Source organism: Halanaerobium hydrogeniformans (assembly GCF_000166415.1).
Classification (GTDB): domain Bacteria; phylum Bacillota; class Halanaerobiia; order Halanaerobiales; family Halanaerobiaceae; genus Halanaerobium; species Halanaerobium hydrogeniformans.
Map to the genome: position 1 here is coordinate 313493 of NC_014654.1, position 24004 is coordinate 337496.

The following is a 24004-nucleotide window of genomic DNA, read 5'->3' on the forward strand; positions in this document are numbered from 1 at the left end:
AATAATGAAAAATATCTTAATAACGGGTGCAACAGATGGTATCGGTAAAGAAACTGCCAGACAATTAGCCGAAAAAGGCTATAGAATAATAATCCATGGCCGCAGTGCAAACAGAACTCAGAAAGTTTTAGAAGAACTTAATATGATTAATTCTCAGGCTAATCATAAAATAGCCTTAGCAGATTTAGAGTCACAAAAACAAGTTTTAGAGCTAAGTATCAACTTAAAAGAAGCAGAGGACAAAATAGATGTTTTAATCAATAATGCTGCTTTACACAAACAGGAGCTGGAGCTCAATGAAGCAGGTATAGAAAAAACAATTGCGGTTAATTATCATTCCCATTTTATTTTAACCCTGCTGCTTATTCCATTATTAGAAAAATCAGAAGATAAGCGCATAATTAATCTTGCTTCTATGGCCCATTCCGATAATATAGATCTTGATAGGGTCTGGAATCCAGATAATTATGAAGGCAGTCAGGCTTATTATGATTCTAAATTGGCGATGCTTTTATTTACTTTTAAATTGGCAAAAATATTAGATGACTATGATGTTAACACACTTCACCCTGGTGCGATAAGTACCAAATTGCTGCATCAGGTTTGGGGTGCAGGTGGAGACTCTGTCAAAAAAGGAGCAGAAACACCGGTTTTTCTAGCCACTTCTGATAGGGTAAAAGGCGAGAGCGGTCATTTTTTTGTCGACAAAAAGAAAAAGGAAGCCACTGCAGCTGCTTATGATCAGGATCTGCAGGAAGAATTGTGGGATCAAAGCATAAGAAAAATAAAGTACCAGGAAATATTAGATAAAATTCCTGACAGATTAATCTAAGCTGTCTGAAGAATCGAAGTTAATTTTAGCCAGTCAATTTAATTAAATTAGCTATATCTTGTTAGTATTGAGCACTTAATTTAAGCTAATCGGCTTTATCAGTCTATTTTGGAGCTTTAGCAGTTTAATTGTCGACCTTTCTTTTCGATACTAATACTAGATAATAAACTTCAATCGACTGGTAAAGCTTAATCTAATTTAAATTTTTAGCAGTTAAATATAAAAGCAAAATAGTTGAAAGACTATCACGCAAAAGCTTGAGTCTAAAGGGTTTTAATATTCTATGATCGTCAAGCCTGCCTCGGGAATCAACAGCCAGTGCTTTTATTTCGCTGGCTTTTTTTGTTTATATATGAATATTAATTATTAAAATTATGATTTCAAAAGGAAGTACTGGAGGGAAAAATATGCCCGATAAAAGTTATAATCATAGAAATATTATTGAAAATATGCCTCTTGCTTTTGCCTATCATAAAGTTATTTATAATAAGGACGATAAAGCAGTGGATTATATTTTTTTAGAGGTAAATAAAAAATTTGAAGAACTAACCGGTTTAAAAAGAACTGAGATAGTTGGTAAAAAAGTAACAAATGTTTTAGAAAACATTATTAAAGATGATTTTGACTGGATTAAATTTTATGGAGAAATAGCACTTTCTGGAGCAAGTAATAATATAAGACAATATTTTGAGCCTTTAGATAGGTGGTATAAAATTAAAGTTTACAGTGATGAAAAAAACCATTTCACAACAATTTTTTCTGATATAACAGATGAAATAAAAAAAGAAGAAGAAAAGGTGAAATATCTGTCATTCCATGATGAAATGACTGATTTATATAATAGAAGATATTTTGAGAATGAGTTAAAACGTTTGGAGTCTTCCCGTAAATATCCAATAACAATTGTGATTGGAGATTTAGACAGGCTTAAAACCATAAATGACAGTTACGGTCATAAAAAAGGTGATAAATTCCTGATTAATGCAGCAAATATCTTAAAATCAACTGCTCGTACAGAAGATATAATTGCCCGCATCGGTGGTGATGAATTCGCTATAATTTTGCCATCAACAAGTGAAAAAGAGGCAGAAAGTTTCTGCCAGAGAATACAAAATAATATTAAAGACTTTAATAATGATCATAAACCGGTAAAACCATTATCAATTTCTTTGGGGGTTGCAGTAATGTCTGACAGCAGTCAGAAATTATGTGATGTTTTTAATGAGGCAGATCAAAAAATGTATGCAAATAAAGGAAGGAAGTGAACCTCTCCACCTAAATCAAAACCAAGATTTAGAGGGAGCTTTTAACTGCTTCATATAGATTAAAGTTCAACCTATATTACTAGGTCAGTTTACAAGATGTTTGGCTTTTAAGTTTTGCTCCTAATAGTTTAGGATACCCTTAATCTTGAAGGATTGTCCACAAATCCATTATCTCTCGCCTCTTTGATAGGTCTGAGAATACATTTATCGTTATGGTATTTACGAAGTATATTAAAACTACCATTCTGATCAGCATTAATTAATAGGCCCTCGTTAGTTTTAAAGAGACCTCTAGTAATTCTTCTGGATTTATCATAGTTACTTTTATTTATTTTTTCCAGATCTACTGAATAGCGGCCAAATCGAATACGGTCATACTAAAGCTTACCTTGCGTAATTAAAATTAAAAGCTTTAGTACATCCAGAAGTATAGCTTTCATCAATTTCAACAACTTTGATACCTTTTAGTTTAGCTTTGTATTCAATTAATTTTTTTAATCTCTGGATCGGTATTTGGACAAAAGATTTAAGTTTGCTGCATTGTTTAATATTTTTTATATCTCCAATTACAATAGTTTCTACTTGATTTTCAATTGCTAAATCAACTATTTTGCAGCTAGCTTTATGGAGATAATCTCTAATATAATTTCTTCTCTTTAATCTCAGATATTTTATTCGTTTAGTATCTCTAATTTTACTGGTAGCTAACTGCCTCATTCTAATGCTTTGTAGTCTGGCAATTTCTTTATTAAAATAAGAATTTTTGGATTTAATAGTTTTACCATTGATAATATAACAATCAGAATTATCTTTAAATGTTAGTACAGCTAAGTTATCAAGGCCTAAATCAACTGCCATTATGTTAGATTTCTTACTTTCTTTTGCCTCTTTAACTTTGTAGATAATTAAGAGATACCATTTTTTAGAGATATGATCTTGCTTTATCTTTATCTGCTGGACAGCATCTAAATCTATAATGCTTTGAACTGCTTCAGGCAGCTCAAAATTAAGAGCCTTCACATTATATTTAGATTGTATCTTTTTAGATAAGGATAAGAGTAATTTGTTATCTCTAATTCTAACAGCTAAATTGGTAAAAATTATTTCACAGGAATTACTGTTCATATGTTTAAAATTAGGTGACCCTGGCTGCCCCTTATATTTTTGAGGATTCTTTTTATAATCTTTGAGAGAATAAAAAAAACTTTTCCAGTCCTTAGCTAACTGCTTTAATGCCTGTTGTCTGTTATGGGAGTGAAGGTAGTCATTATGCCAGTTATTTTTATATCTAGTTTCTAATTCAGTATAGACAGCTTTTACATCTTTATTATTTTTAATCTGATAATTGACTGTATTATATAATTTAGAGCAATGCCAGGCTAATTCATTAATTATTACTAATTGCTTATGGCTTAATTTAGGCTTGAATTTAAATGATAATCGCATTAATTTTTCACCTCCATCCTACTATAATTATATCATACATATGTTTGCTTGTAAAAGAAAAAATGGAGGTTTGATCTTTATGAATAGAGACTTAAATAACAATTATCATTCTGTTTATAGTCTACAATATCATTATTGTATCTTCTGGTGGTGCTACTATTGAGACAATTAAAAAGTATATTGAAAATAAGAATAAATAGCCAATTCATCTCCAGCCAATGCATAGCTTGGATGGAGTTTTCTTGGCAATTTTAGATAAAAAATTTGAGTTTTAAATATAAAATAATTGCTCTTGTGCTTACAATCATCATAATTCTAACTGTGACATTATTCAGGGCTATTATTATAGCAAACCTTTAGCAGCAGAAAAGATAATTAAGAATATGAAGATTCAAGGATATTACAAAAAGCAGTGAACTGGCAAATAATCTTTGCAGAGAACTAAAAATAAGAAATTGTAGAGGAGATAACCATGGCTAATATTTTAATAATTGATGATGCTGCACTGATAAGGAAAAGGATGAAAAATATTTTGCTCTATGATGATCACGAAGTATTTGAACTCGATACCGGCAAATCTATTAGAAATAATTCTTTTTCAGAAGAATTTAGTTTAGATGATATCGATGTAATATTTTTAGATATTTATCTTAAAGATGAAAATGGTTTCGATATACTGAAATATTTGAGCAAAAATAATCCTGATATCGATGTTATAATTGTTAGTGGTGAAAATAAAATAAGTACTGTCACAAAAGCAGTCGAATTGGGTGCTAAAGATTTTTTAGCTAAACCCTTTGACAATCAAATGATACTAAAAAAATTAGAAAAGATCCTTGATAAAAAGGCTATCAGCAAAAGCAAAAAAAGTCTGGTTGAAGATTTAAATAATGAATTAAGCTCATTTAATACCGACCTAAATCTTGAGTTAAATAGATCTTTAAGATCAGGTTTGGCTTTATCAATTATAAAAGTTGATTTTCACAACATAAGCCAAAATGACACTTTTTTAAAAATAAAAAATGATATCACAACCAGCATTAGAGATATAGATAGAGTATATTTTGTTGATCATAAAGAATTATGTTTTTTGCTTCCATTAACCGATAAAGAAGGCAGAAAAGTTTTTCGTAAAAAATTAGAAAATACAATTTTAGAAAAAGATGTTTTAATTCAGTATATTACCTTTCCTGCTGATATTATTGGAGAAGAATCGTTAGAGTTAGATTTTTCCCAGCAAAATGATTACAAAAAAGTGATTTTAAATAAGTTGGAGATTAATTTTGATGACAAATAAAAGGTGGTTTGAGATGAATAAAGTAGAATATAATAGAGATATTCCAGTTGCAACCCAGGCTAAGTGGCAGAAAATTTTAAATATACTTGTTAAAACAGCAGATAGTTCAGATGCTTTAATCACCAGGTTTGACCCCCCATTTCTTGATGTTTTTAAAGCGAGTGAGAATATTGAGAATATATTTAAAGAAGGTATGAGAGTTAAAGTATCAGGGCATTATTGTTATGATGTTATTAAAAATGATAAGAAAATTATGATTGTAAATGCTTTAGAAAATAAAAAATGGAAGGATTATACTGATGCTCAATCTGGTTTTAATGCCTATCTAGGATATCCTTTGAAATGGCCTGATGGCAAAATATTCGGTACGCTTTGTATCCATTATAAAAAAGCACATAGTTTTTCTGAGCAAACTCAAGAGGTTATGGGGGAATTTAAAGAACTTATAGAGTCTCAACTTGAGATTATCGATAAAAATAAAAAAAATGAAGTATTTCAATTAATTCACAATAATATAAAACAAGGAGTATGTTTACACAAATTAATTTACAAAGATGATAAAGCAGTAGATTATAAGATAATGAACGCTAACCCTGCTTATGAAAAAATATTGGGTATTCCCTTAAAAAAAGCAAAAGGTTCTTTAGGGTCAGAGATTTATAAAAATGATAAGGCACCATATCTTAAAACTTATTCCCAGGTTGCGGAGACAGGTGAATCGCTAACTATTGAAAAATATTTTTCTCCTCTGAATAGATATTTTAATATCACTGTTACTTCTCCAGAAAAAGGAAAATTTATCACCCTGTTTGAAGATATTACAGAAAGGAAAGAGAAAGAAGAAAAAATTAGTGAACAAAAAGAACAGCTTTCTGTTTCTTTTGAGCAGCTAAGCGCTTATAATGAAGAAGTTATGGCTATGAATGAAGAGTTAGAGCAATCTTTTGAAGAAGTAAATTTACTTAATCAAAGATTTGTGAATATGATTGAGCTTGTATCTAATATGGGAGACAAAACATTGCTCAGTAAAAAAGAATTCTTTTCTGATTTACTAAAAAAAGCTATAGAGATAATTCCAGAAGCTGATTATGGAAAATTATGCATAATAAATGATCAGGGCAAATGCCAATTTATAGATGCAGTTGGGCATGATATAAAAGCTCTGGCAAAAATAGCTTTTGATAAAAATTTGCTGTTTAATATTGAGAGTAAAGATATAAATGAGTCTCAAGGTTATTTTTTTAATTTAGATATGATGGAATCAGATAAAAAAGAACTCTTTTTGAAAGCATTAAAACCGATTAAAAGTTCTTTATATATAAATATTGTGATCGATGAGCAAACTTTCGGTCGAATCGGTCTTGATATTAAAAATAAAAGCAGCTTAGATTTTAGTGATACAACTAAAAAAGTTTTAAAATCATTTTCAACTTTAGCTTCTTCTTTTTTCGCTTTTAAAAGATTCGATGATTTACAGACTAATTTCACTAAAGAATTATTAACTTCAATTATAAAAATCATGGAAATGTATGATCTTTATACTAAGGGTCATTCAGAAAATGTAGCAAAGTTAGCTTCAGCAATAGCTGGAGAGATGAAGTTGTCTAAAAAAGCAATCAAAGATACTTACTGGGCAGGGTTGGTCCACGATATAGGTAAATTACTTATTCCCCTTAATATTATTAATAAACAGGAAAAATTAACCGATCAAGAATATGAATTAATAAAAAAGCATCCAGTCTGGGGAAATAAGGCTTTAAGCAGTTCTAAAATATTAAAACCAATTGCTTATTTTATTCTGCATCATCATGAGAGATGGGATGGCAGAGGTTATCCTGAAGGGCTTGAAGAAAATGAGATTCCTTTAATTTCACAAATTTTAGCAGTTGCAGACGCCTGGGATGCTATGTTATCTAAAAGAGCCTATCGTCAGTCATTAAGTTTTGAAGAGGCATTAGGGGAAATAAAAAAGAACAAAGAAACCCAATTTTCTCCTCAAGTCGTAGATGCATTTGTGAAAATTCTTGAAGATGATAAAATCGAAACTCTTCAACAAGATGTTTTAGATAATGCAATTAATAAATCTAAAAATAGTGTTTTCTTTTAAAAAGCAGAAGTTGGTATATTAAGCTTGGATGAAAGATCCAATATAATTAGGGCAGATAATTATTCTATTATTCATCAAAATAAAGAGATTAAAGTCATTTTTGCTATTTACATTTTATGTTTAGAGATATTATAATAATATTGAAATATCAGAATAAATTTGAAGAAGATTTTATCTGGATTTCTGCCTGGATATTAGGGAATAAGCTGGTTAAAGACAAAATATGTGATGAAGAAATAGAACAAAAAATATTTGATGGATATGGAAGTTTAAAAAACAATAAAATAACAGAAGCTTTTGGTTCCTGGCTTAAGTCAGTTCATGGAAATAATTTCTGATCCTGACCATGAAGATCATGAGATGATGACTGAGTGGGCTGAGAGTCAGGGTTTTAAAGAATATGACTCTGAGCAAATAAAAAAGAATTTAAGATTTTATCTATAATATTAGAAATTGTTAAGGAGTGGTAGCAGGATGGATAAAATAAAACTATCAAAAACGCTTTCCTATATTCTTCGCCACCATCCAGAATCATTTGATTTGAAATTGGCTGCTGATGCTTCAGTAGAAACAGATGAGCTTTTAAATTCTCTAAAAAATAAATTTAAAAAAATAACTAAAGACGACCTGATCAAAGTGGTAGAAGCTGATCCTAAAGGTCGTTTTAGCTTTTTAGATGAGCAAAAAAGGATTAGAGCAAACTATGGTCACAGTATAGAAGGTGTCAATCCAGAATATGAGGCGGTTAAACCACCTGAGTTCCTTTATCATGGCACAACACCTGAGGCGAAAAATAAGATCTTAGCTGAAGGAATTAAACCGATGGGTAGAAATTATGTCCATCTAAGCGTAAATATTAAAGAGGCAAAAAAGGTTGCTCAGAGAAGAACAAATAATGAGCTAATATTTAAAATCAGGGCCTTAAAAGCCTATCAAGCTGGACAGGAGTTTTACAAAACTGCTGAAAATATATATTTGACCGATCAGATTGCTGCAAAATACCTCTTTTTTATAAAATAATAAATGGAGATAGCAAAGGTTAATATATTTTTTTATAGAATATGTTTTATATAGCAGATTTTTGTGAAATAGATTAATCTTAAAAAGTAAAAGGCAGGAAGGTGAAAAAAATGGCCACAAAAACAGAACTTCTGCTCATCAGACATGGTGAAACAGACTACAACAAAAACTCTATTATCCAGGGCCAGACGGATACAGAGCTTAATGAAAGCGGCATCATAAAAGCTGAAGAAACAGCTGAATTCCTAAAAAATTATGAATTTGATCATATTTACAGCAGTGATCTTAAGCGGGCTAAAAAGACTGCATCATTTATTGCAGATAAGCTTGAGCTTGAGATCAAAGAAAGTAAAAAGATAAGAGAAATAGATTTTGGTGATTGGGAGGGCTTAAAACTCGAAGAAATAGTTGATCAATATCCTGATGATATGGAAGCCTGGAGAATTGATCCGCTGAACAATGGAGCACCTGGAGGAGAGAATATCACCCAGTTTGCAGCCAGAATAAAATCTTTTTTTGATCAGCTTTTAGAAAAACACAGGGGAGAAAAACTGATAGTTGTCACCCATGGTGGTGTGATAAAATTATATTTGCGAGAAGTTTTAGCAGTACAATCTAAAAGTTTTAAACAGTTTCAGGTAGATAATACATCGCTTACCGAAATTAAATTTTATGATGATGATGCTATTTTAAGCAAACTGAACTACGTGGTTGGAGAAAATTTTAAATAAGGAGCGAACTATCCATGAAAAAGAAAGAACTAGATTGGGAAAAACTTGGCTTTGATTACCGAGAAATTGATAAAAGATATGTAGCTAACTATAGTGACGGAAAATGGGAAAATGGTACTTTAAGCTCTAAGTCAGATATTGTAATTAATGAAAGTGCAGGTGTTTTACAGTACTGTCAGCAGGTATTTGAAGGATTAAAGGCCTTTACTACTAAAGATGGAAGTATTGTTACATTCAGGCCTGATTTAAATGCGGAGCGGATGATGGATTCTGCAGAAGTACTGCAGATACCACCTTTCCCCAAAGAAAAGTTTTTGGAGGCGGTTGATCTGGTTGTAGAGGCTAATGCTGAATGGGTTCCACCCTATGGAACAGGGGCAGCATTATATCTACGTCCCTTTATTTTTGCTTCAAAACCTGTGATCAGTATTGAGCCTGCTGAAGGATATCAATTCAGGCTTTTTGGAACTCCAGTTGGCCCCTATTTTAAAGGAGGAGTCAATCCTTTAACCCTCTGTGTAAGTGAATATGATAGAGCAGCTCCCAGGGGTACAGGTAATATAAAAGCAGGCTTAAATTATGCTATGAGCTTAAGGGCCCATATTGAAGCACATGAAAATGGTTTTGATGAAAATATGTATTTAGATGCTGAAACTAGAACATTTGTCGAAGAAACAGGTGGAGCTAACTTCATCTTTGTAACAAAGGATAAGGAGATTGTTACACCAAAGTCAGAAACTATTCTTCCTTCCATAACAAAGAGATCAATCCTTTATATAGCTGAAAATAGGCTTGGTCTAAAGGTAAGCGAGCGGCCTGTAAAGTTCGAAGAATTAGAGGAATTTGCAGAATGTGGAGTTTGTGGTACTGCAGCAGTTATCTCACCGGTCGGAAAAGTGGTTAATGAGGATAAAGAGATCACCTTCCCAAGTGGTATGGAAGAAATGGGAGAGGTTACTAAAAAGCTCTATGATACACTAACTCAAATCCAGTTGGGAGATATTGAAGCACCTGAAGGCTGGATCAGGAAGATTGTTTAAGCAGAGATATTAAAATAATGATGCTAAAAGGAGAAAAAGATGCAGAATTATAGTAAAGATTTAAAAAAAGAAATCAGGCAACTAGCAAAAATAGCCCACAAAAGGGAACTGGAAAATGAACTTTCAGATCTGCAGGAGAAATTTAAAGAATGGGAAGATAAAAAAATGAATGTCTTTGAATTAGACCATGAGATCTACATCTATCATGTCAAAATCTCGAGGGCTATTTTCAAACGCTATAATAATGACGGCCAACTAGATATGGTAGTAGCTTCTGCAGTGGCAAGGGGTATTATTGAAATTGAAGAACTGAGTGAAAAACTTCTTGATAGTCTTAAGGCTATCATAAATAGATTTGGTGGTGTTTAAAGATGTCAGGTTCAGTATTAGGTGATTTGTTTAAAATTTCAACCTGGGGTGAATCTCATGGCAAAGGCCTTGGTGTAGTTATAGATGGCTGTCCCGCCGGCCTGGAATTGAATGAAGAAGATATACAGTCTGATTTAGATAGGAGAAAACCCGGGCAATCTCCTTTTACAACCCCAAGAAAAGAAGGAGATAAGGTAGAAATCTTATCAGGGGTATTCAAAGCTAAAACAACAGGCACCCCGATTTCTCTTATAATATATAATAAAAATCAGCGTTCCAAAGATTACACAAAGCTTAAAGATGTTTATCGACCCGGACACTCTGATTATAGCTATGATCTAAAATATGGTTTTAGAGATTACCGGGGTAGTGGTCGGGCTTCAGGCAGAGAAACAGCAGCCAGGGTAGCAGCAGGAGCTGTTGCCAGGAAAGTGCTGGCGGAACTGGGAGTTAAAATCAGGGCATATACTGCCTCTATAGGTCCGGTGAAGATCGATCCCGAGAACACAAAGATTGAAACCAGGCTGGATAATTTTCTCTATATGCCTGATCAGAAAGCCGCCAAAAAAGCCGAAAAATACTTAACAGAGCTGATGGAAGATAATAATTCCTCAGGTGGAACCATTGAATGCAGGGTTGAAAACATTCCAGAGGGACTGGGAGAGCCTGTTTTTGATAAAAGTGATGCTCTACTGGCCAGGGCAATCATGTCGATTGGAGCGGTAAAAGGTGTTGAGATTGGGAGTGGTTTTAAAGCTGCTGAGATGACAGGTCATCAGCACAATGACTTTTATCAGTACGATGAGGATCAAGAAATAAGCAAGCTGACGAACAATGCCGGTGGTACTTTAGGTGGGATAACTGATGGTAGTGAAATAGTTTTAAGAGCTGCGGTTAAAGCTACTCCGTCAATAGAGAAAACACAATCGACGGTCAACAAAGCTGGAGAAAATATTGAATTGAATATCCACGGTCGTCATGATCCGGTAATAGTACCGAGAGCTGTTGTTGTGGTGGAAGCTATGACAGCTTTGACCCTGGTTGATTTACTTTTAAAACAGATGACAACTAGACTGGAATATATTAAAAAGGTCTTTTAGAATCTCAACTTAATTGCTAGAAATTATTTAAAAGTTGTTGTAATAGTTTTTAAATTATGATAATATTTTTTTAGATTAGGAATTTTTGATTAAAAATTAAATATAATTAAATGGGTGAGCGGTTAATTCAAAAAGAAAATTTTTAAGTTGACTGCTTTAAAAGGGAAATCTGCATGAGTTAAAGCTGAGTGCTGCTTGTGACAGTGCGGTCCCGCCACTGTAAGCGATAAAAGGGTCTTTCAATTACCACTTGATTATTAAAATAATCGGGGAAGGTGAAAGGTTAAGGTCGTGAGCCAGGAAACCTGCCTATTTAATCTGCAGTTTATTTAAATTGCTAGTGAATTATGGAAAAGTTCACAGCTCCTTAAGGGAGTTGTGGACTTTTTTTGATTTTAATAACTAAACTAGATGAGGAGGCCAATTATGCAGGCAGCAATATTAAACGAAAAAAAACAATTAGAACTAAGAGATCTGCCCAGACCAAAAATTGTACCAGGTGGTGTTTTAATTAAAGTAGTGGCAAGTGGACTCTGCGGTGCTGATTTAAAAATGATCGATAAAGGCCATAAAGCACTCACTTACCCCAGAGTTTTAGGCCATGAGATCACAGGGATTATAGTTGAAAGTGAAACTAAAGAATTTAATAAAGGAGATAGAGTTCAAATAGCACCAGGTATAGTCTGTGGGGAATGTTATTTTTGTCAGCAGGGGATTACAAACCACTGTCAGGAGATTGAGATCTTTGGATTTACTGTAGATGGTGGTTTTAGGGAGTACATAGCTATTCCAGAGAAAGCCATCAAAGCTGGAGTTTTAAATATAATTCCTGATAACTTAAGTTTTTCTGAAGCGGTTTTTGCCGAACCATTAGCCTGCTGTATTAATGGATTGGAACTGGCTCAATTTACTGAAAATGAGAGTGTTTTAATAATTGGAGCAGGTCCTATCGGTTGTTTAAAGGCAATGCTGGCTAAAAGTTATGGGGCAAAAAAGATAATCCTAGCCGATAAATTAGCTAAACGGCTGGACTTTGCAGCTTCTCTAGAGCTTGATTCTTTGATTAATGTTGAAGAAAAGGCATGGCATGATATCGTAAATAAAGCGACTGATGGCCGGGGGGTTGATTTGATAGTTTTGGCATCAAGTCATGTAAGTGTTGATCATTCTTTAACAGGATTATTAAATAAGCGGGGTAAGATCTTATTGTTTTCGGGTTTTGCTGATGGCAAAGAAAACTTAGAGATCGATGGCAACTTATTTCATTATGGTGAAATGGCTTTAATTGGAGCTTATGGCTGTACTGTTAAACAGAATAAAAAAGCTTTAAAGCTGATGGCTAAGCAAAAAATAGCAGTAAAAAAATTGATAACAGATCAAATTTCATTAAACGAAATTTTTAAAGGTGTAGAAAAAGCAAGAAATAAAGAAACAATCAAAGTTATCATCAAAGAAAATGAAGGAGGAAATGGATGATGAATGAAGTAGTAAACAGCAAGCAGTTTGGCCAAAGTATAAGTGGATTAATCGAAGGAAAGGATTTTTCCCGAGCAGAGATGGAAGGACTTTTTACTCAAGTGCTTTTAGACCAACAATCAGAAATGCAGCAGGGAGCTTTTTTAGCTGCATTAAAAGCAAAGGGAGAAACGGTAGAGGAAATAGCTGGAAGCTGGGATGCAATCTATAATTTAGATACCATCAAATTAACTCCTCAGCTGGAACAGCCTTTAGTAGAAAATTGTGGGACAGGAATGGATAAGCTAAATACTTTTAATATCAGTACTGCTGCCTCAATCGTTGCAGCAGCTGGAGGTGTAAACATGGCCCGGCATGGTTCAAGAGCGATCACTTCTAACTGTGGTACAATCGATATTTTAGAAGAATTAGGGGTTGGAGTTGAGTGTGCCCCAGAACTTATAGTAAAAAGCATCGAAGAAGTTGGAATTGGAGTCTTAAATGGTATGGACTCTAAAATACACCCTACGGCTTTAGGCAGGATACTTGCCAGAATTTCCTTTGGCACAACTTTAAATATTGCAGCTTCTTTAGCGAACCCTGTTTATCCGAAATATGGGGTTCGGGGAGTATACAGCAGAGAGCTATTAAAACCGGTAGCAAAAGTCATGCACAAAATAGGTTATAAAAAGGCCATAGTAGTTCATGGTTTAGCAGAAGATGGAATAAGCGGGATGGATGAAGCCTCAACTCTGGGCAGAAATCATCTGGTTGAAATTGATGAAACAGGTCAGCTCAAAGAGTACTCCATTGATCCACGAAGTCTGGGGATAGAAAAAGCAAGTAGCAAAGATATTCTTCCCTGCCAGGATAGGCAAAGTGAGGCTTTAGAGCTGATTAAAGTATTAAAAGGTGGGGGAGAAAAGGCCCGCTCAGATATTATAGCCCTCAATACAGCTCTGATCTTTTATCTAATGGATTATCATGATCAGCTTAAAACTGCCTATGAGGCAGCCAAAGAGATCATTAACTCAGGTAAAGCAATTAATAAGCTTAAAAAATGGGTTCAGGTGCAGAATTCAGAGCCTGAAAAGGGATTAAAAAAGCTGGATAGATTATTGGCAAAAATCTAAAGGAGGTAAATAATGCAGCTCTATGCTCTAAAATCTGAACAGGGTTATTTAAAAGCTGACAAAAAAGATGGTTATCAACTCGTTAATTTAAATAAAGCTTCAGTGTTTTCCAGTCAGCATTCTAAAAAATTAATTGAGCTACAAGAAAAAGCTAAGCACGATAAGCTAGCTAATTTGAGATTAGTAGAATTAGAGATCAGAGAAAAAGAACTTTAAGCTATTAAATAAATGTAGTTTAACTCAGTGTTAAATATTGAAATTGTAAAAAGCTTAATTTAATTTTTTCTGATAGAAGAGTATAATACTATCTGAAATAGCATAGATTATTTATTTGAGGAGGGTCTAATGATGGATAAGAATAGATTGTCAGCAATATATCTAAGTTTGATTGGAGACGCAATTTCTTTAGGTTCCCACTGGGTTTATGATACAGATAAAGCAAAAAAACATTTTCCAGGTAGAATAACCGAGTACACCTCACCTGAGATTGCTAAATTTCATCAAGGTAAAAAGGCTGGAGACTTCACCCATTATGGTGAGCAGTCTTTTGCTCTGTTGAAATCGATTTATAATAATGAGGGTTTTGAGCTGGAAAAATTCAGAGAAGACTGGATGGAATATATTCAAGAAAATGAGATGTTTATGGACCATTCGATGAAGGATGCCCTGCAGAAATTCAAAGGATCTGATAGTCTTGTTGGTACAGAAAATGTAGAGCTGGGAGGTCTGGCCCGCAGTGCCCCTATGTTTCTTGATAATAGTATAAGTAAAGAGGATTTTTTAGCTCAGATACATCTAACCCATAATGGAGAGATAGTAGAGCAGAGTTCTGAATATATCTATGAGGTTATGGAAGATATTTTAAATGGTAAAGATTACAGAAAGGCTTTACTCGATAACAAGGATGTAAATGATTATATCAGTGAACTCTTTGAAAATATCAGTTCAAAAGACGAAGTAGTAAAAATGGCAGATAAAAGAGGACAGGGTTGTTCTACTGCCCAGGGATTCCCGATTGTGCTTGATGTTCTCTTAAATTACTCTGATCCTGTAGAAGCATTTTCTGTAAACATCAGGGCAGGTGGGGATACTGCCGCTCGGGCAATGATAATTGGAATGATCCTTGGTGCCGATCAGGGTTTAAAAAATCTGCCTGATAATTTGATCGATGGCTTTAACAGAGCCGGTGAGCTCAAAGAAATGATAGTTAAACTATAGCTTAAAAAAGAGCAGCTCAAGAATAATGTTAAATTCAATGGCCTCATCTACTGGAATTTCAATCAAAGTAGATGGGGTTTTATATTTTTTGGATATAAATTGCAGGACTTTACTGGTTAATTGAGGAATTAATTAGCTATGACACCATGCTGTCAGAAGAGTATGTTATAATTATAGTTGAAGTAAAATTAATCTTTTGAAATTCGGTAAAAACCAAGCTGAAAAGGAGATGTTTAGTTTGGAATTTAATTATTTAGATTATGGAGAAGATCTAATAGAAGAAAGTGTTTCTTTAAAAAAACCGGCTGTTTATGTTTTTGATAACTTTGCAACAATGGTTGAAGCTCAGGGCTATTATGATAAAAACAAAGAACTTTTCAGTTCTGATAGTCTATTTATAATGAAAGAAGATTTATGGGATAAATTGTTTTTCAGTGATAAAACTCTTATCAAAGAAGACAAATTAAAACTTATTTTTTATGGTATTTTAAGTCAGAAAGATAAAGAATTTTTTAAGATAGATAATTATTCTGAAAGCATAGATACAGCATATGAATTCTTTCATTTTTATGATTTTTTAAGTCAACATAAACTTGAGCCAGCTGAATTTAAACTACAGGCAAAGTGGCAGCAGCAAAGATTGGAGAGATTTGCAGAGATAAGAAAAAGATATGAGGCTTATCTGGAGGAGAATAATTTAATTGATAGAAATTTAAAAAAAGATTTTAAGAACTTTTCGACTCAATATATTGATAAATTTAAGCATATTAATTTTATCAACATCCTTTATTTCAACAACTTTGAGGAAGAGCTTTTGCAAAGCTTAGAAAATGACGGTAAAAATATCACCCATATTTTACAGCTTAAAGAAAGTGATTTTGACAAAAATAAGTTGAGGATGAACGCTTTAAGCTTCCCTGGAAGTCTTGATACTGAGATAAAAATCTATCAAAGCAAAGAAAGAATACTGGAGTTAGTTAATGCCCTGGCAAAAATCGATCTGGAAACAGATATAACTGAAATAATAGATTTGAGTGATCAAGAAGATAGTTTGGAGAATATACTTTCTCCAGAATTGATTAAATTTGAAAAACTTTTATCTTTTAAAGAGAGCGGTATTTACAGATTTTTAGAGGAGCTTTATAAAAACAGCTTGAGCTTTAAGATCAATAGAGATGGTTTTAAGCTTGACTTAAATCAACTGCTTAAAAGCAGCTATAATAAAAAATTCCAGCTTTACTATAACTTGAATGAAAAAGATCTTCAGGATTTGAAATCTTTTTCTAATTATGAATATGTATATCTTGACCGAGAAAAAATAAATTATTTGGATAATGATAAATTTAAACGGATAATTTCTGATCTTAAAACTTTAAAAACGATCAATAATATTGATGATCTGATAGATTATTTAAAAGAGCTGAATTTAGAAGTTCTCAAAGAGGATAAATATCAAAACAGGGATTTAGAGCAGCTTTATGATTCACTGATGGAGCTTAAAACCATCTCACTGCTGGAGTTAGATAATTTTTTAAAGTCGGAAAGCAGTAAAGCAGTACAGTTATTTAAATTAATGCTTGATTATATTGGCTTTAAAAAACTAAAAAGCAGAAGCAATGAAGAAAGTCTTAAAGCGGTAGTAAAAAAAATGGAGCAGACCCCCTATAAAAGCAGGGAAAGAGTGCTGATGATCAATGCAAATCAGGGTTGTTTACCCAAAGAATTTAGGATCGATACTTTTTTAAGTGAAGCTGACCTAAAGGGGCTTGATCTGGAATTAAAAGAAGTAAACTACCTTAAACAAAAGTATGATTTTTTCTCTCATATTTTTAATGCAAAACAGAGTGAATTATTCTATATTGAAAATATAGATAATAACACTACTTCCAGTCCTTTTATCGAAGAACTTAAATTGAGATATCAGATAGAAGATACAGAAAGTGAATATCAGAGCAGCAGACAAAAAGAAATTCTGGCCCGGTTATTTAAAGCAGATGGTTATAAAAACTATCAAAGTCAGTTTAGTAAAAAATTACTGCAGGAAGATGAAATGCTTATAGAGCTAGAAGATTTCCCCCAGCAGAAACTTTCTATAAGCCATTATCGCTTGGAAAATTTAAAGCGCTGTCCTTTTAAATTTTATATGAATGATATAGCCAATATAGAGTCAGAAAAGCTTGAGGTGGACAGACAGCTAAGTATGCTGATGATCGGCTCTATAGCCCATGATTTTTTTGAGCACTGTATAGAAGAGTTCGGTATACCACTTAAAAACTGCAGCAGGACTAAATTAGAAGCAATCTTAAAAGAAAAGTTGGAAAAATATGACCTGCAGATCCACGACTATTTTAAAAAATATTATCATGCCATCCTATTTGATAATTTAATCGATTCTCTTTTTAGTTTAGATAAAAGTATTAGCAGTCGAATCGAAAAAATTGTTGAAGCTGAAACCGAGCTTAATCTAAAAAAACATGATATCTTCAAAAGTGAAGAAGGTATCTCAGCCTATATAAGTGGTCGACCAGATATATTGATCGAGGCTGAAGATGGCAGCAATTATATAATCGATCTTAAAACCGGGAGCGGCAGCATGGAACAGCTGGCCCTTTATTCACTGATGTTGAACTTTAAAGACAGGGATTTCAGCACGACTGTAAAAGCTATTTATAAGATAATGGATAATGAACTGGAGATCGACAGAAAAGACCGAGAAGAGAAATTAGAAATTAAAATTAAAGAAGAATTGAGCGAACTTTTCGAAGAACAGAGATATAAAACGATCTATAAATCGGACTGCAAGAAACATTGTGACTACTATGAAATATGCAGGGTTGTGGTAAAATGAATAAAATATTAAAGGCAAGTGCAGGTACAGGTAAAACTTACAGGCTTTCTCTGGAATATCTTAATGCTGTATTTGAAGGCACAGATTTTAGAAATATTGTTGTGATGACCTTTACCCGTAAGGCAACAGCAGAAATACGGGAAAGAATAATAGAACATCTGAAGAACTTAAAAGAAAATGGAATAGATTCTGATGTCTACGAAGAACTTAAAAAAATAAGCTCACTTACGGGAGAAAAAATACTGCTGCAGGTGGACAGTGTTTTTGAAGAAATATTGAGCAGCAAAGAAAAAATAAATGTCTATACAATAGACAGTTTTGTCAACAAAATTTTCAAACGTTCTATAGCTCCTTATTTAGGTATCAAAACCTATGAAGTAACCGATAAAGATGAAGAGAGTGCGGAAAAAGTATTTAAAAAAATCTTAGAAGATGAGCAGGTCTTTGCTCAAATGGAAGGTTTTCTAACAGAGAACAGGAGTCGGAGGATAAAAGATTATACCGATATCATAGCTGATATAATCAATCAGCGCTGGAAGTTTGAACTGATAGATTATCAGCCGAGAAAAGCTAAGACCAATACTGATTTTGTCAGCAAGCTTGATAATTGTCTAGATATTATCATTGAGATAGCTGAAGCAAAGGCTAAAGAATTTGACAGCAGCTATTTTAGAAAAGAATTTAAAAGAAGCTTAGAAAAATATCTAAATCTCAAAAGCAAGGCTGAGAAAAAAGAGTTGATCTATAAAGAACATAAGCTATTTTTATCAAAGCACTTTTGGAATGGTCGTAAATTGAGGGGTAAGGCTGTTCAAGAGCTGAAACTTGAGTTGGAAAATGAATATGCTCTGATGCAGGAATCACTGGCAAATAAAGCCTTTAATAAAGAGGTTATAGAATATGAAAAAGAGGTCTTTAGTTTTATAGAAAAGATATTTGAATTTTATGATCAGATTAAATTTAAAGAAAAGATATTTAGCTACAGTGATATCAGTAATTACACTTATCAATATTTAAGAGATGAAGATTTAAATCTTTTAGAAGGCCAAAAAACAACCCAGTATTTTAATGATCTGCTGGGGATAGAGATAGAGTACCTCTTGATAGATGAGTTTCAGGATACCAGTGTTCTACAGTGGAAGCTCTTAAAACCAATTATCAATAATACTGCCAATAAGATCATCGTCGGTGATGAAAAACAATCTATTTATGGCTGGAGGGGTGGAGAAAAAGAACTCTTTGCAAAGCTAGAAAATATAATAGCTGCTGAGGTAGCTAATTTAAATCTCTGTTATAGAAGTGATGGTAAAATTCTTGATTTTGTAAATATTTTTTTTAAAAACCTTCATCCAGACTGGGACTACGAGAATGTAGATGTTAGTTCCGAAAGAACCGAACTGGGTTATGTACAGATCTTAGTTGGAGGGAAAAGCAGTATAAGTTATTTTGATAAAGACATAGAAAATGCAGGATCTGCTGAAGAAAAGAGCCGACTGGAAAATATTCAAAATACAATAGTCAAAGACCTCAAATCTGAAATAGCCTCGCAGATAGAAGAATATAAGGATGATTTAGGAAACATAGCAGTAATAGCCCGTAAAGGTTCTGACCTGGAAGAAATAGCTGAAGAACTAGATCGGAGAAATATCAAATATATTCGGGGTAGTTCAAACAGCATCATAGAACATGAAGCTGTAAAACCGATTTACAATCTGCTTAAATATCTTTATGCAGGTGATTATCTGTGTTTGCTTAAATTTTTAAGAAGTGACCTGATAAAAATTAATCACCAGACTTTAAAATATTTACTTAGAAATAAGGCAGATATAGAAAAAGCATTAAACTCTGAAAAAGAAATAGTTCATCAGGATATTTCAGAACTGCTCAACTTGATTAGAGATCTTAAAACAATGGATTATGAAGAAGTTATTCACAATCTTTTCAATAAGCTGGCTTTGTTCGATATCTACCAGGATCAGGCTTCAGCCCTTAAGAATATCTACTTCTTTTACGAATTATTAAATCGATTTAATTCTTTAAATTTATTAATTCAATATGTTGAAGAAAATAAAGAGTCAGAAGAACTGCAGCAGCTGGGAATAGAAGATGAAGATGCAGTTAAACTTTCTACAATTCATAAAGCAAAAGGCCTGAGCTTTGAAAGCGTATTTTATTATTTTTCACCTAAACTATCAGCTGGGAGCAATAATAACAGCATTAAAATATATATTGATTTTGATGAAAGTTATCAAGAGATTGAAGAGTATTTACTTACAAATACAAAATATAATTTCATTTTAGAAAGTCTCTCCTATAATTTTATCGAGGAAGAAAATGAAAAAGAACTGATGGAAGAGATCAATAATGATTATGTGGCGATGACCAGGGCCGTTAACAATCTCTTTGTTTATGTAGAAAACCCCCGCAAACTTAGACTGGATCAGAGTTTGTTCTGGGAAGGCAGTAATTATGAATTTTATGAAACAGCTCTACTCAATGCAGCTAAAAGCAATAATTTGATAGATTTAATCGAAGTTAAAAAATTTGGCACACTGGATAGGGTTGATAGTAAAAGCATAGAAGCAGAAGTTGATTTAAAAGATTTAGCTAAATACTTTAGATTTGAAATAACAGAAACTCCAGCCGAAAAGAAGAGCTTAAGTTATGAACAGAATAAGTATAGACTGTTGGGGACAATAGTCCATGACTATCTGCAGCATATTCATTATGATAAAAAAGCAGAACATAAGCTAGCTGCAAATATTATCAGTGATAAATATGTAAATATTCTTGGCCAAAAAGTAATTGCTGAGCTGATAGATTCACTGCAGAAGTTTACCGCAGCCAATCCAGAACTATTTGCTGAAAAGTATGATGTTTTTACAGAATACACCCTTTTTGATGGAGATGAAATGAAACGAATAGATAGGTTGATGATTGATCAAAAATCTAAAGAAATTTTGATTATAGATTACAAAACAGGTCAAAAGTATCAAGATGAACAGCTTGAAGATTATGCGATGTTGATTAAGAGCAAGCTTAAAGAAGATTATGATATCAAAACAGAATTTATAGATGTTAAGGTAATCAAAGATTTAAAAATTATTGATTTGTAAATTGATTTACTGATAAATCAGGAAATATTAATTAAAATTATTTTTATATTTACATCTTATACTAATTATACTAAAATTTTAAAGAAGGAGTCGATAATATGAAAAAAATTCTATTTTTTCTTTTTCTTTTTTCACTGCTTATTCTGCCGTTAAGTAATGTTCAGGCAGCAGGGGCAGATGTACATGTGAGTATTTATCCGATCTACGAAATAGCTGAGAGAGTTGGTGGAGAAAGATTGAATATCAATCAGGTTACTCCAGATGGAGTAGAGGTCCATGGATTTGAACCTTCACCAAGAGTTTTAGCTCAGCTTGAAAATACTGATCTATTTATTTATATTGGTCAGCAGCTGCAGGGATGGACTGAAAATGTAGCGGATAATTTAAGAGATGAAGGGATCAAAGTCATCGACCTAACTGAACATGTAGATCTAATTGAATATGATGGACACCACCATCATGATGATCACCACCATGAACATGAAGAAGATGCACACCATGATCACCATGAACATGAAGAAGATGCACACCATGATCACCATGAACATGAAGAAGATGCACACCATGATCACCATGAACATGAAGAAGATGCACACCATGATCATCATGAAGATGGACATCACCATGATCATTCTCATGGAGAATATGATAACCATATCTGGCTAGATTTTAATAATATGATTGTGATAACAGAACTGATGGTAGAAGAATTCTCTCAACTAGATCCAGAGGGTGAAGAAGTATATAGGGCAAATGGAGAAGCAGTTATCGAAGAACTAAAAGCACTGGATCAAGCTTATGAAGAGGGGCTTCAGGATTTAAAAAATGATACTATTATTGTTTCTCATGCTGCTTTTGGCTATCTTGCAGAAAATTATGGTTTAAAACAAAGAGCAGTAACAGGTTTAGATCCTCACTCAGAACCATCATCACAAACCATTAGAGAGTTAATTGATCTTTCCAGGGAAACAGGTCAGGAATATATCTTTTTAGAAGTTCTTGCCAGTCCTCGGGCAGTGAATGTAGTTGCTGAAGAAGCTGGTTTAGAGATATTAACCTTAAATCCGGCTGCTGGTTTAAGAGAAGAAGACATTGAAAATAATGAAAACTACTTTACAATAATGTATGATAATCTTGAAAACTTGAAAAAAGCATTAAAATAATTATAGATAGAGCCTGGCTTGTTGCAGATTTAATTTAAGCCAGGCAATTTTTTTGATTAGAAAGCTGCTTTTTAAAGGAATGTTGTTAAGTTTATCGAAATTTAAATATAGCAGCTAAAGAAAATTTGGGGGAAATCATATGAAGGTTCTAGAAATAAATAATGTTAGTTTTTCCTATGAACAGGAAGAGGTCATAAAAGATATTACATTATCTTTTGCCAAAAGTGATTTTGCGGCTTTTGTTGGGCCAAACGGTTCAGGGAAAAGCACTTTAATCAAAATGATCACCGGTAATTTAAAGCCCGATCAGGGAGATATAAAAATCTTTGGAAAATCGATTACAAATTATAGTGATTGGAGTAGGATAGGTTATATATCCCAACAGGTTAGGGATTTTAACCAGAGTTTTCCAGCTACGGTTAGGGAGATAATTGCCAGCAATCTCTATAATAAAATGGGATTTATCAAAATAATGAATTCTGAATTAGAAACGAAGATAAATAAAGCTTTAAAGCTTGTAGATATGGAGAATTATTTAAATAGAAAGATCGGGAACTTATCTGGTGGTCAACAGCAGAGAGTTTTTATCGCCAGGATGATGGTTAATGACCCGGATCTTATTTTACTTGATGAACCCTTAGTTGGGGTTGATATAAGGGCTCAGGATGATTTTTATCAGATTATTGGTGAGATAAATGATAATCTGGAGAAAACGGTTATTATGGTATCCCATGATGTTAATTTAATCAGTAAACAGGCAAACAAAGTTATCTGTTTTGATAATGGTGAAGCATATTCTCATGATTCAAGTGATTTTAGTTATCAAAATTATATAGAAGGATTAAGAGATACATCGATAAGAATTATTCCGGAACATGGTCATTAAGGAGGTGTTGTTGCTGGAATTTTTAAATTATAGATTCATGAAAAGAGCTTTGCTTGCCGGTAATCTTGTCGGCATAGTTGCTCCACTTGTGGGAGTTTTTTTGAGTTTGAGAAGACTTTCTTTAATCGGTCATGCTCTTTCACATGTGGCACTGGCAGGGGTAGCTATAGGTCTTTTTGCAGGATTTTTACCGATTTATTCAGCAATTGTAGTTTCGATTATCGCTGCTTTAGCAATAGAGAAATTGCGTAGGGATTATTCTGATTATGCCGAATTATCACTTGCAATAATTCTTGCTGCAGGTTTAGGGGTTGCAACGATTTTAATTAACCTTTCTCAAAGAAGTGCTGGGATTCAGAGCTATTTATTTGGCAGTATTTCTTTGGTTGGAAGCAGAGATATTTATATTATCTTATTTTTAACTATAATAATAATTGCAATTATTGTTAAATTTTATTACGGTTTTTTCTTTCTAGCATTTAATGAAGATGAAGCCAGGTTGGCAGGGGTCCCGGCCAAACCATTAAATATAATTTTTATGATTGTTACCTCACTTACTGTAGCACTTTCAATCCAGATAGTGGGAACTTTATTAATTGCATCTTTAATCACAATCCCGGTTGCAACGGGGATGCTTTTGGGTAAAAGCTTTAAAAACACTATTTTTTACAGCATCTTTTTTAGTTTGATTTCTGTAAATTCTGGTATAATATTATCTTTTTATTATGATCTTGCTTCAGGAGGAACGATTATTTTAATTAGTGTTTTTCTTTTATTGGTCGTGATTTCTATAAAAAAAGTATTTCATATAAATTAAATTATTTAAAAGCTTTATTAACAGCTGATACTCCTGCAAATTAACAAAGTGTGAAATCTAATATATTTACAATCAGACCTGCTGAAAAGCAGGTTTTTTTCTTATATCAGTTATTAATTTACATCATAATTTTTGAAATATTGATACAATTTTAATAACAT

20 protein-coding genes, 1 pseudogene and 2 riboswitches are annotated in these 24004 nt (G+C 33.0%); of the genes and pseudogenes, 20 read left to right on the forward strand and 1 reads right to left on the reverse strand.

The annotated features are described in order from the left end of the window. Positions 1 to 4 precede the first annotated feature (4 nt). Entirely contained in the window at positions 5 to 832 is an 828-nt protein-coding gene (locus tag HALSA_RS01320) for an SDR family NAD(P)-dependent oxidoreductase (RefSeq protein WP_013404841.1), read from the forward strand. A 214-nt stretch (positions 833 to 1046) separates the two neighbouring features. Continuing rightward, positions 1047 to 1136: riboswitch (cyclic di-GMP riboswitch) on the forward strand. Between the two features lie 103 nt (positions 1137 to 1239). Next, positions 1240 to 2097, forward strand: coding sequence for a sensor domain-containing diguanylate cyclase (locus tag HALSA_RS12305; RefSeq protein WP_049773807.1), 858 nt, complete (start codon positions 1240 to 1242; stop codon positions 2095 to 2097). 128 nt (positions 2098 to 2225) lie between these two features. Here HALSA_RS12305 and HALSA_RS01330 read toward each other — a convergent pair. Then, positions 2226 to 3543 (reverse strand): annotated as a pseudogene (locus tag HALSA_RS01330) (RNA-guided endonuclease InsQ/TnpB family protein). 472 nt (positions 3544 to 4015) lie between these two features. On the opposite strand from HALSA_RS01330, the gene HALSA_RS01335 reads away from it, so the two are divergent. The 18 genes from HALSA_RS01335 to HALSA_RS01415 all read left to right on the forward strand — a co-directional run bounded on the left by HALSA_RS01335 (position 4016) and on the right by HALSA_RS01415 (position 23843). Further along, positions 4016 to 4840: a response regulator gene (locus tag HALSA_RS01335; RefSeq protein WP_013404844.1), complete on the forward strand. Its 825-nt coding sequence runs from the start codon at positions 4016 to 4018 to the stop codon at positions 4838 to 4840. Between the two features lie 13 nt (positions 4841 to 4853). Continuing rightward, entirely contained in the window at positions 4854 to 6947 is a 2094-nt protein-coding gene (locus tag HALSA_RS12570) for an HD domain-containing phosphohydrolase (protein ID WP_160143038.1), read from the forward strand. Positions 6948 to 7087: 140 nt separating this feature from the next. Then, positions 7088 to 7285 (forward strand): hypothetical protein, encoded by a 198-nt coding sequence (locus tag HALSA_RS01345; protein ID WP_160143039.1) that lies wholly within the window; start codon positions 7088 to 7090, stop codon positions 7283 to 7285. Beyond that, positions 7269 to 7391: a hypothetical protein gene (locus HALSA_RS12575; RefSeq protein ID WP_083789282.1), complete on the forward strand. Its 123-nt coding sequence runs from the start codon at positions 7269 to 7271 to the stop codon at positions 7389 to 7391. Before HALSA_RS01345 ends, HALSA_RS12575 begins: the two co-directional genes overlap by 17 nt. Before the next feature lie 30 nt (positions 7392 to 7421). Next, positions 7422 to 7967 carry an RNA 2'-phosphotransferase gene (locus tag HALSA_RS01350; protein ID WP_013404847.1) on the forward strand — a complete coding sequence of 182 codons (546 nt, stop codon included), beginning with the start codon at positions 7422 to 7424 and terminating at the stop codon, positions 7965 to 7967. A gap of 110 nt (positions 7968 to 8077) precedes the next feature. Beyond that, on the forward strand, positions 8078 to 8698 hold the full coding sequence (gene cobC / locus HALSA_RS01355) for an alpha-ribazole phosphatase (protein ID WP_013404848.1): 621 nt from the start codon (positions 8078 to 8080) through the stop codon (positions 8696 to 8698). Positions 8699 to 8712: 14 nt separating this feature from the next. Continuing rightward, complete coding sequence (locus HALSA_RS01360) at positions 8713 to 9738, forward strand: branched-chain amino acid aminotransferase (RefSeq protein ID WP_013404849.1); 1026 nt, start codon at positions 8713 to 8715, stop codon at positions 9736 to 9738. 39 nt (positions 9739 to 9777) lie between these two features. Beyond that, positions 9778 to 10107 carry a hypothetical protein gene (locus tag HALSA_RS01365; protein WP_013404850.1) on the forward strand — a complete coding sequence of 110 codons (330 nt, stop codon included), beginning with the start codon at positions 9778 to 9780 and terminating at the stop codon, positions 10105 to 10107. Positions 10108 to 10109: 2 nt separating this feature from the next. Further along, positions 10110 to 11207 carry a chorismate synthase gene (gene aroC / locus HALSA_RS01370; RefSeq protein WP_013404851.1) on the forward strand — a complete coding sequence of 366 codons (1098 nt, stop codon included), beginning with the start codon at positions 10110 to 10112 and terminating at the stop codon, positions 11205 to 11207. Between the two features lie 95 nt (positions 11208 to 11302). After that, positions 11303 to 11534, forward strand: a riboswitch (cobalamin riboswitch). A gap of 99 nt (positions 11535 to 11633) precedes the next feature. Further along, positions 11634 to 12683 (forward strand): alcohol dehydrogenase catalytic domain-containing protein, encoded by a 1050-nt coding sequence (locus HALSA_RS01375; protein ID WP_013404852.1) that lies wholly within the window; start codon positions 11634 to 11636, stop codon positions 12681 to 12683. Further along, positions 12683 to 13795 (forward strand): anthranilate phosphoribosyltransferase, encoded by a 1113-nt coding sequence (gene trpD, locus HALSA_RS01380; protein WP_013404853.1) that lies wholly within the window; start codon positions 12683 to 12685, stop codon positions 13793 to 13795. Before HALSA_RS01375 ends, trpD begins: the two co-directional genes overlap by 1 nt. A gap of 12 nt (positions 13796 to 13807) precedes the next feature. Next, complete coding sequence (locus HALSA_RS01385; RefSeq protein ID WP_013404854.1) at positions 13808 to 14011, forward strand: hypothetical protein; 204 nt, start codon at positions 13808 to 13810, stop codon at positions 14009 to 14011. 132 nt (positions 14012 to 14143) lie between these two features. Further along, on the forward strand, positions 14144 to 15013 hold the full coding sequence (locus tag HALSA_RS01390) for an ADP-ribosylglycohydrolase family protein (RefSeq protein WP_160143041.1): 870 nt from the start codon (positions 14144 to 14146) through the stop codon (positions 15011 to 15013). A 238-nt stretch (positions 15014 to 15251) separates the two neighbouring features. After that, complete coding sequence (locus tag HALSA_RS01395; protein ID WP_013404856.1) at positions 15252 to 17861, forward strand: PD-(D/E)XK nuclease family protein; 2610 nt, start codon at positions 15252 to 15254, stop codon at positions 17859 to 17861. After that, a complete protein-coding gene (locus HALSA_RS01400; RefSeq protein WP_013404857.1) occupies positions 17858 to 20977 on the forward strand; it encodes a UvrD-helicase domain-containing protein in 3120 nt (1039 codons plus the stop codon). The genes HALSA_RS01395 and HALSA_RS01400 overlap by 4 nt, the downstream gene beginning before the upstream one ends. A gap of 98 nt (positions 20978 to 21075) precedes the next feature. Continuing rightward, entirely contained in the window at positions 21076 to 22140 is a 1065-nt protein-coding gene (locus tag HALSA_RS01405; RefSeq protein WP_013404858.1) for a metal ABC transporter substrate-binding protein, read from the forward strand. A 139-nt stretch (positions 22141 to 22279) separates the two neighbouring features. After that, positions 22280 to 23026, forward strand: a complete 747-nt coding sequence (locus HALSA_RS01410; protein ID WP_013404859.1) for a metal ABC transporter ATP-binding protein — start codon at positions 22280 to 22282, stop codon at positions 23024 to 23026. Between the two features lie 4 nt (positions 23027 to 23030). Next, positions 23031 to 23843 (forward strand): metal ABC transporter permease, encoded by an 813-nt coding sequence (locus HALSA_RS01415; protein WP_238524765.1) that lies wholly within the window; start codon positions 23031 to 23033, stop codon positions 23841 to 23843. Positions 23844 to 24004 lie beyond the last annotated feature (161 nt).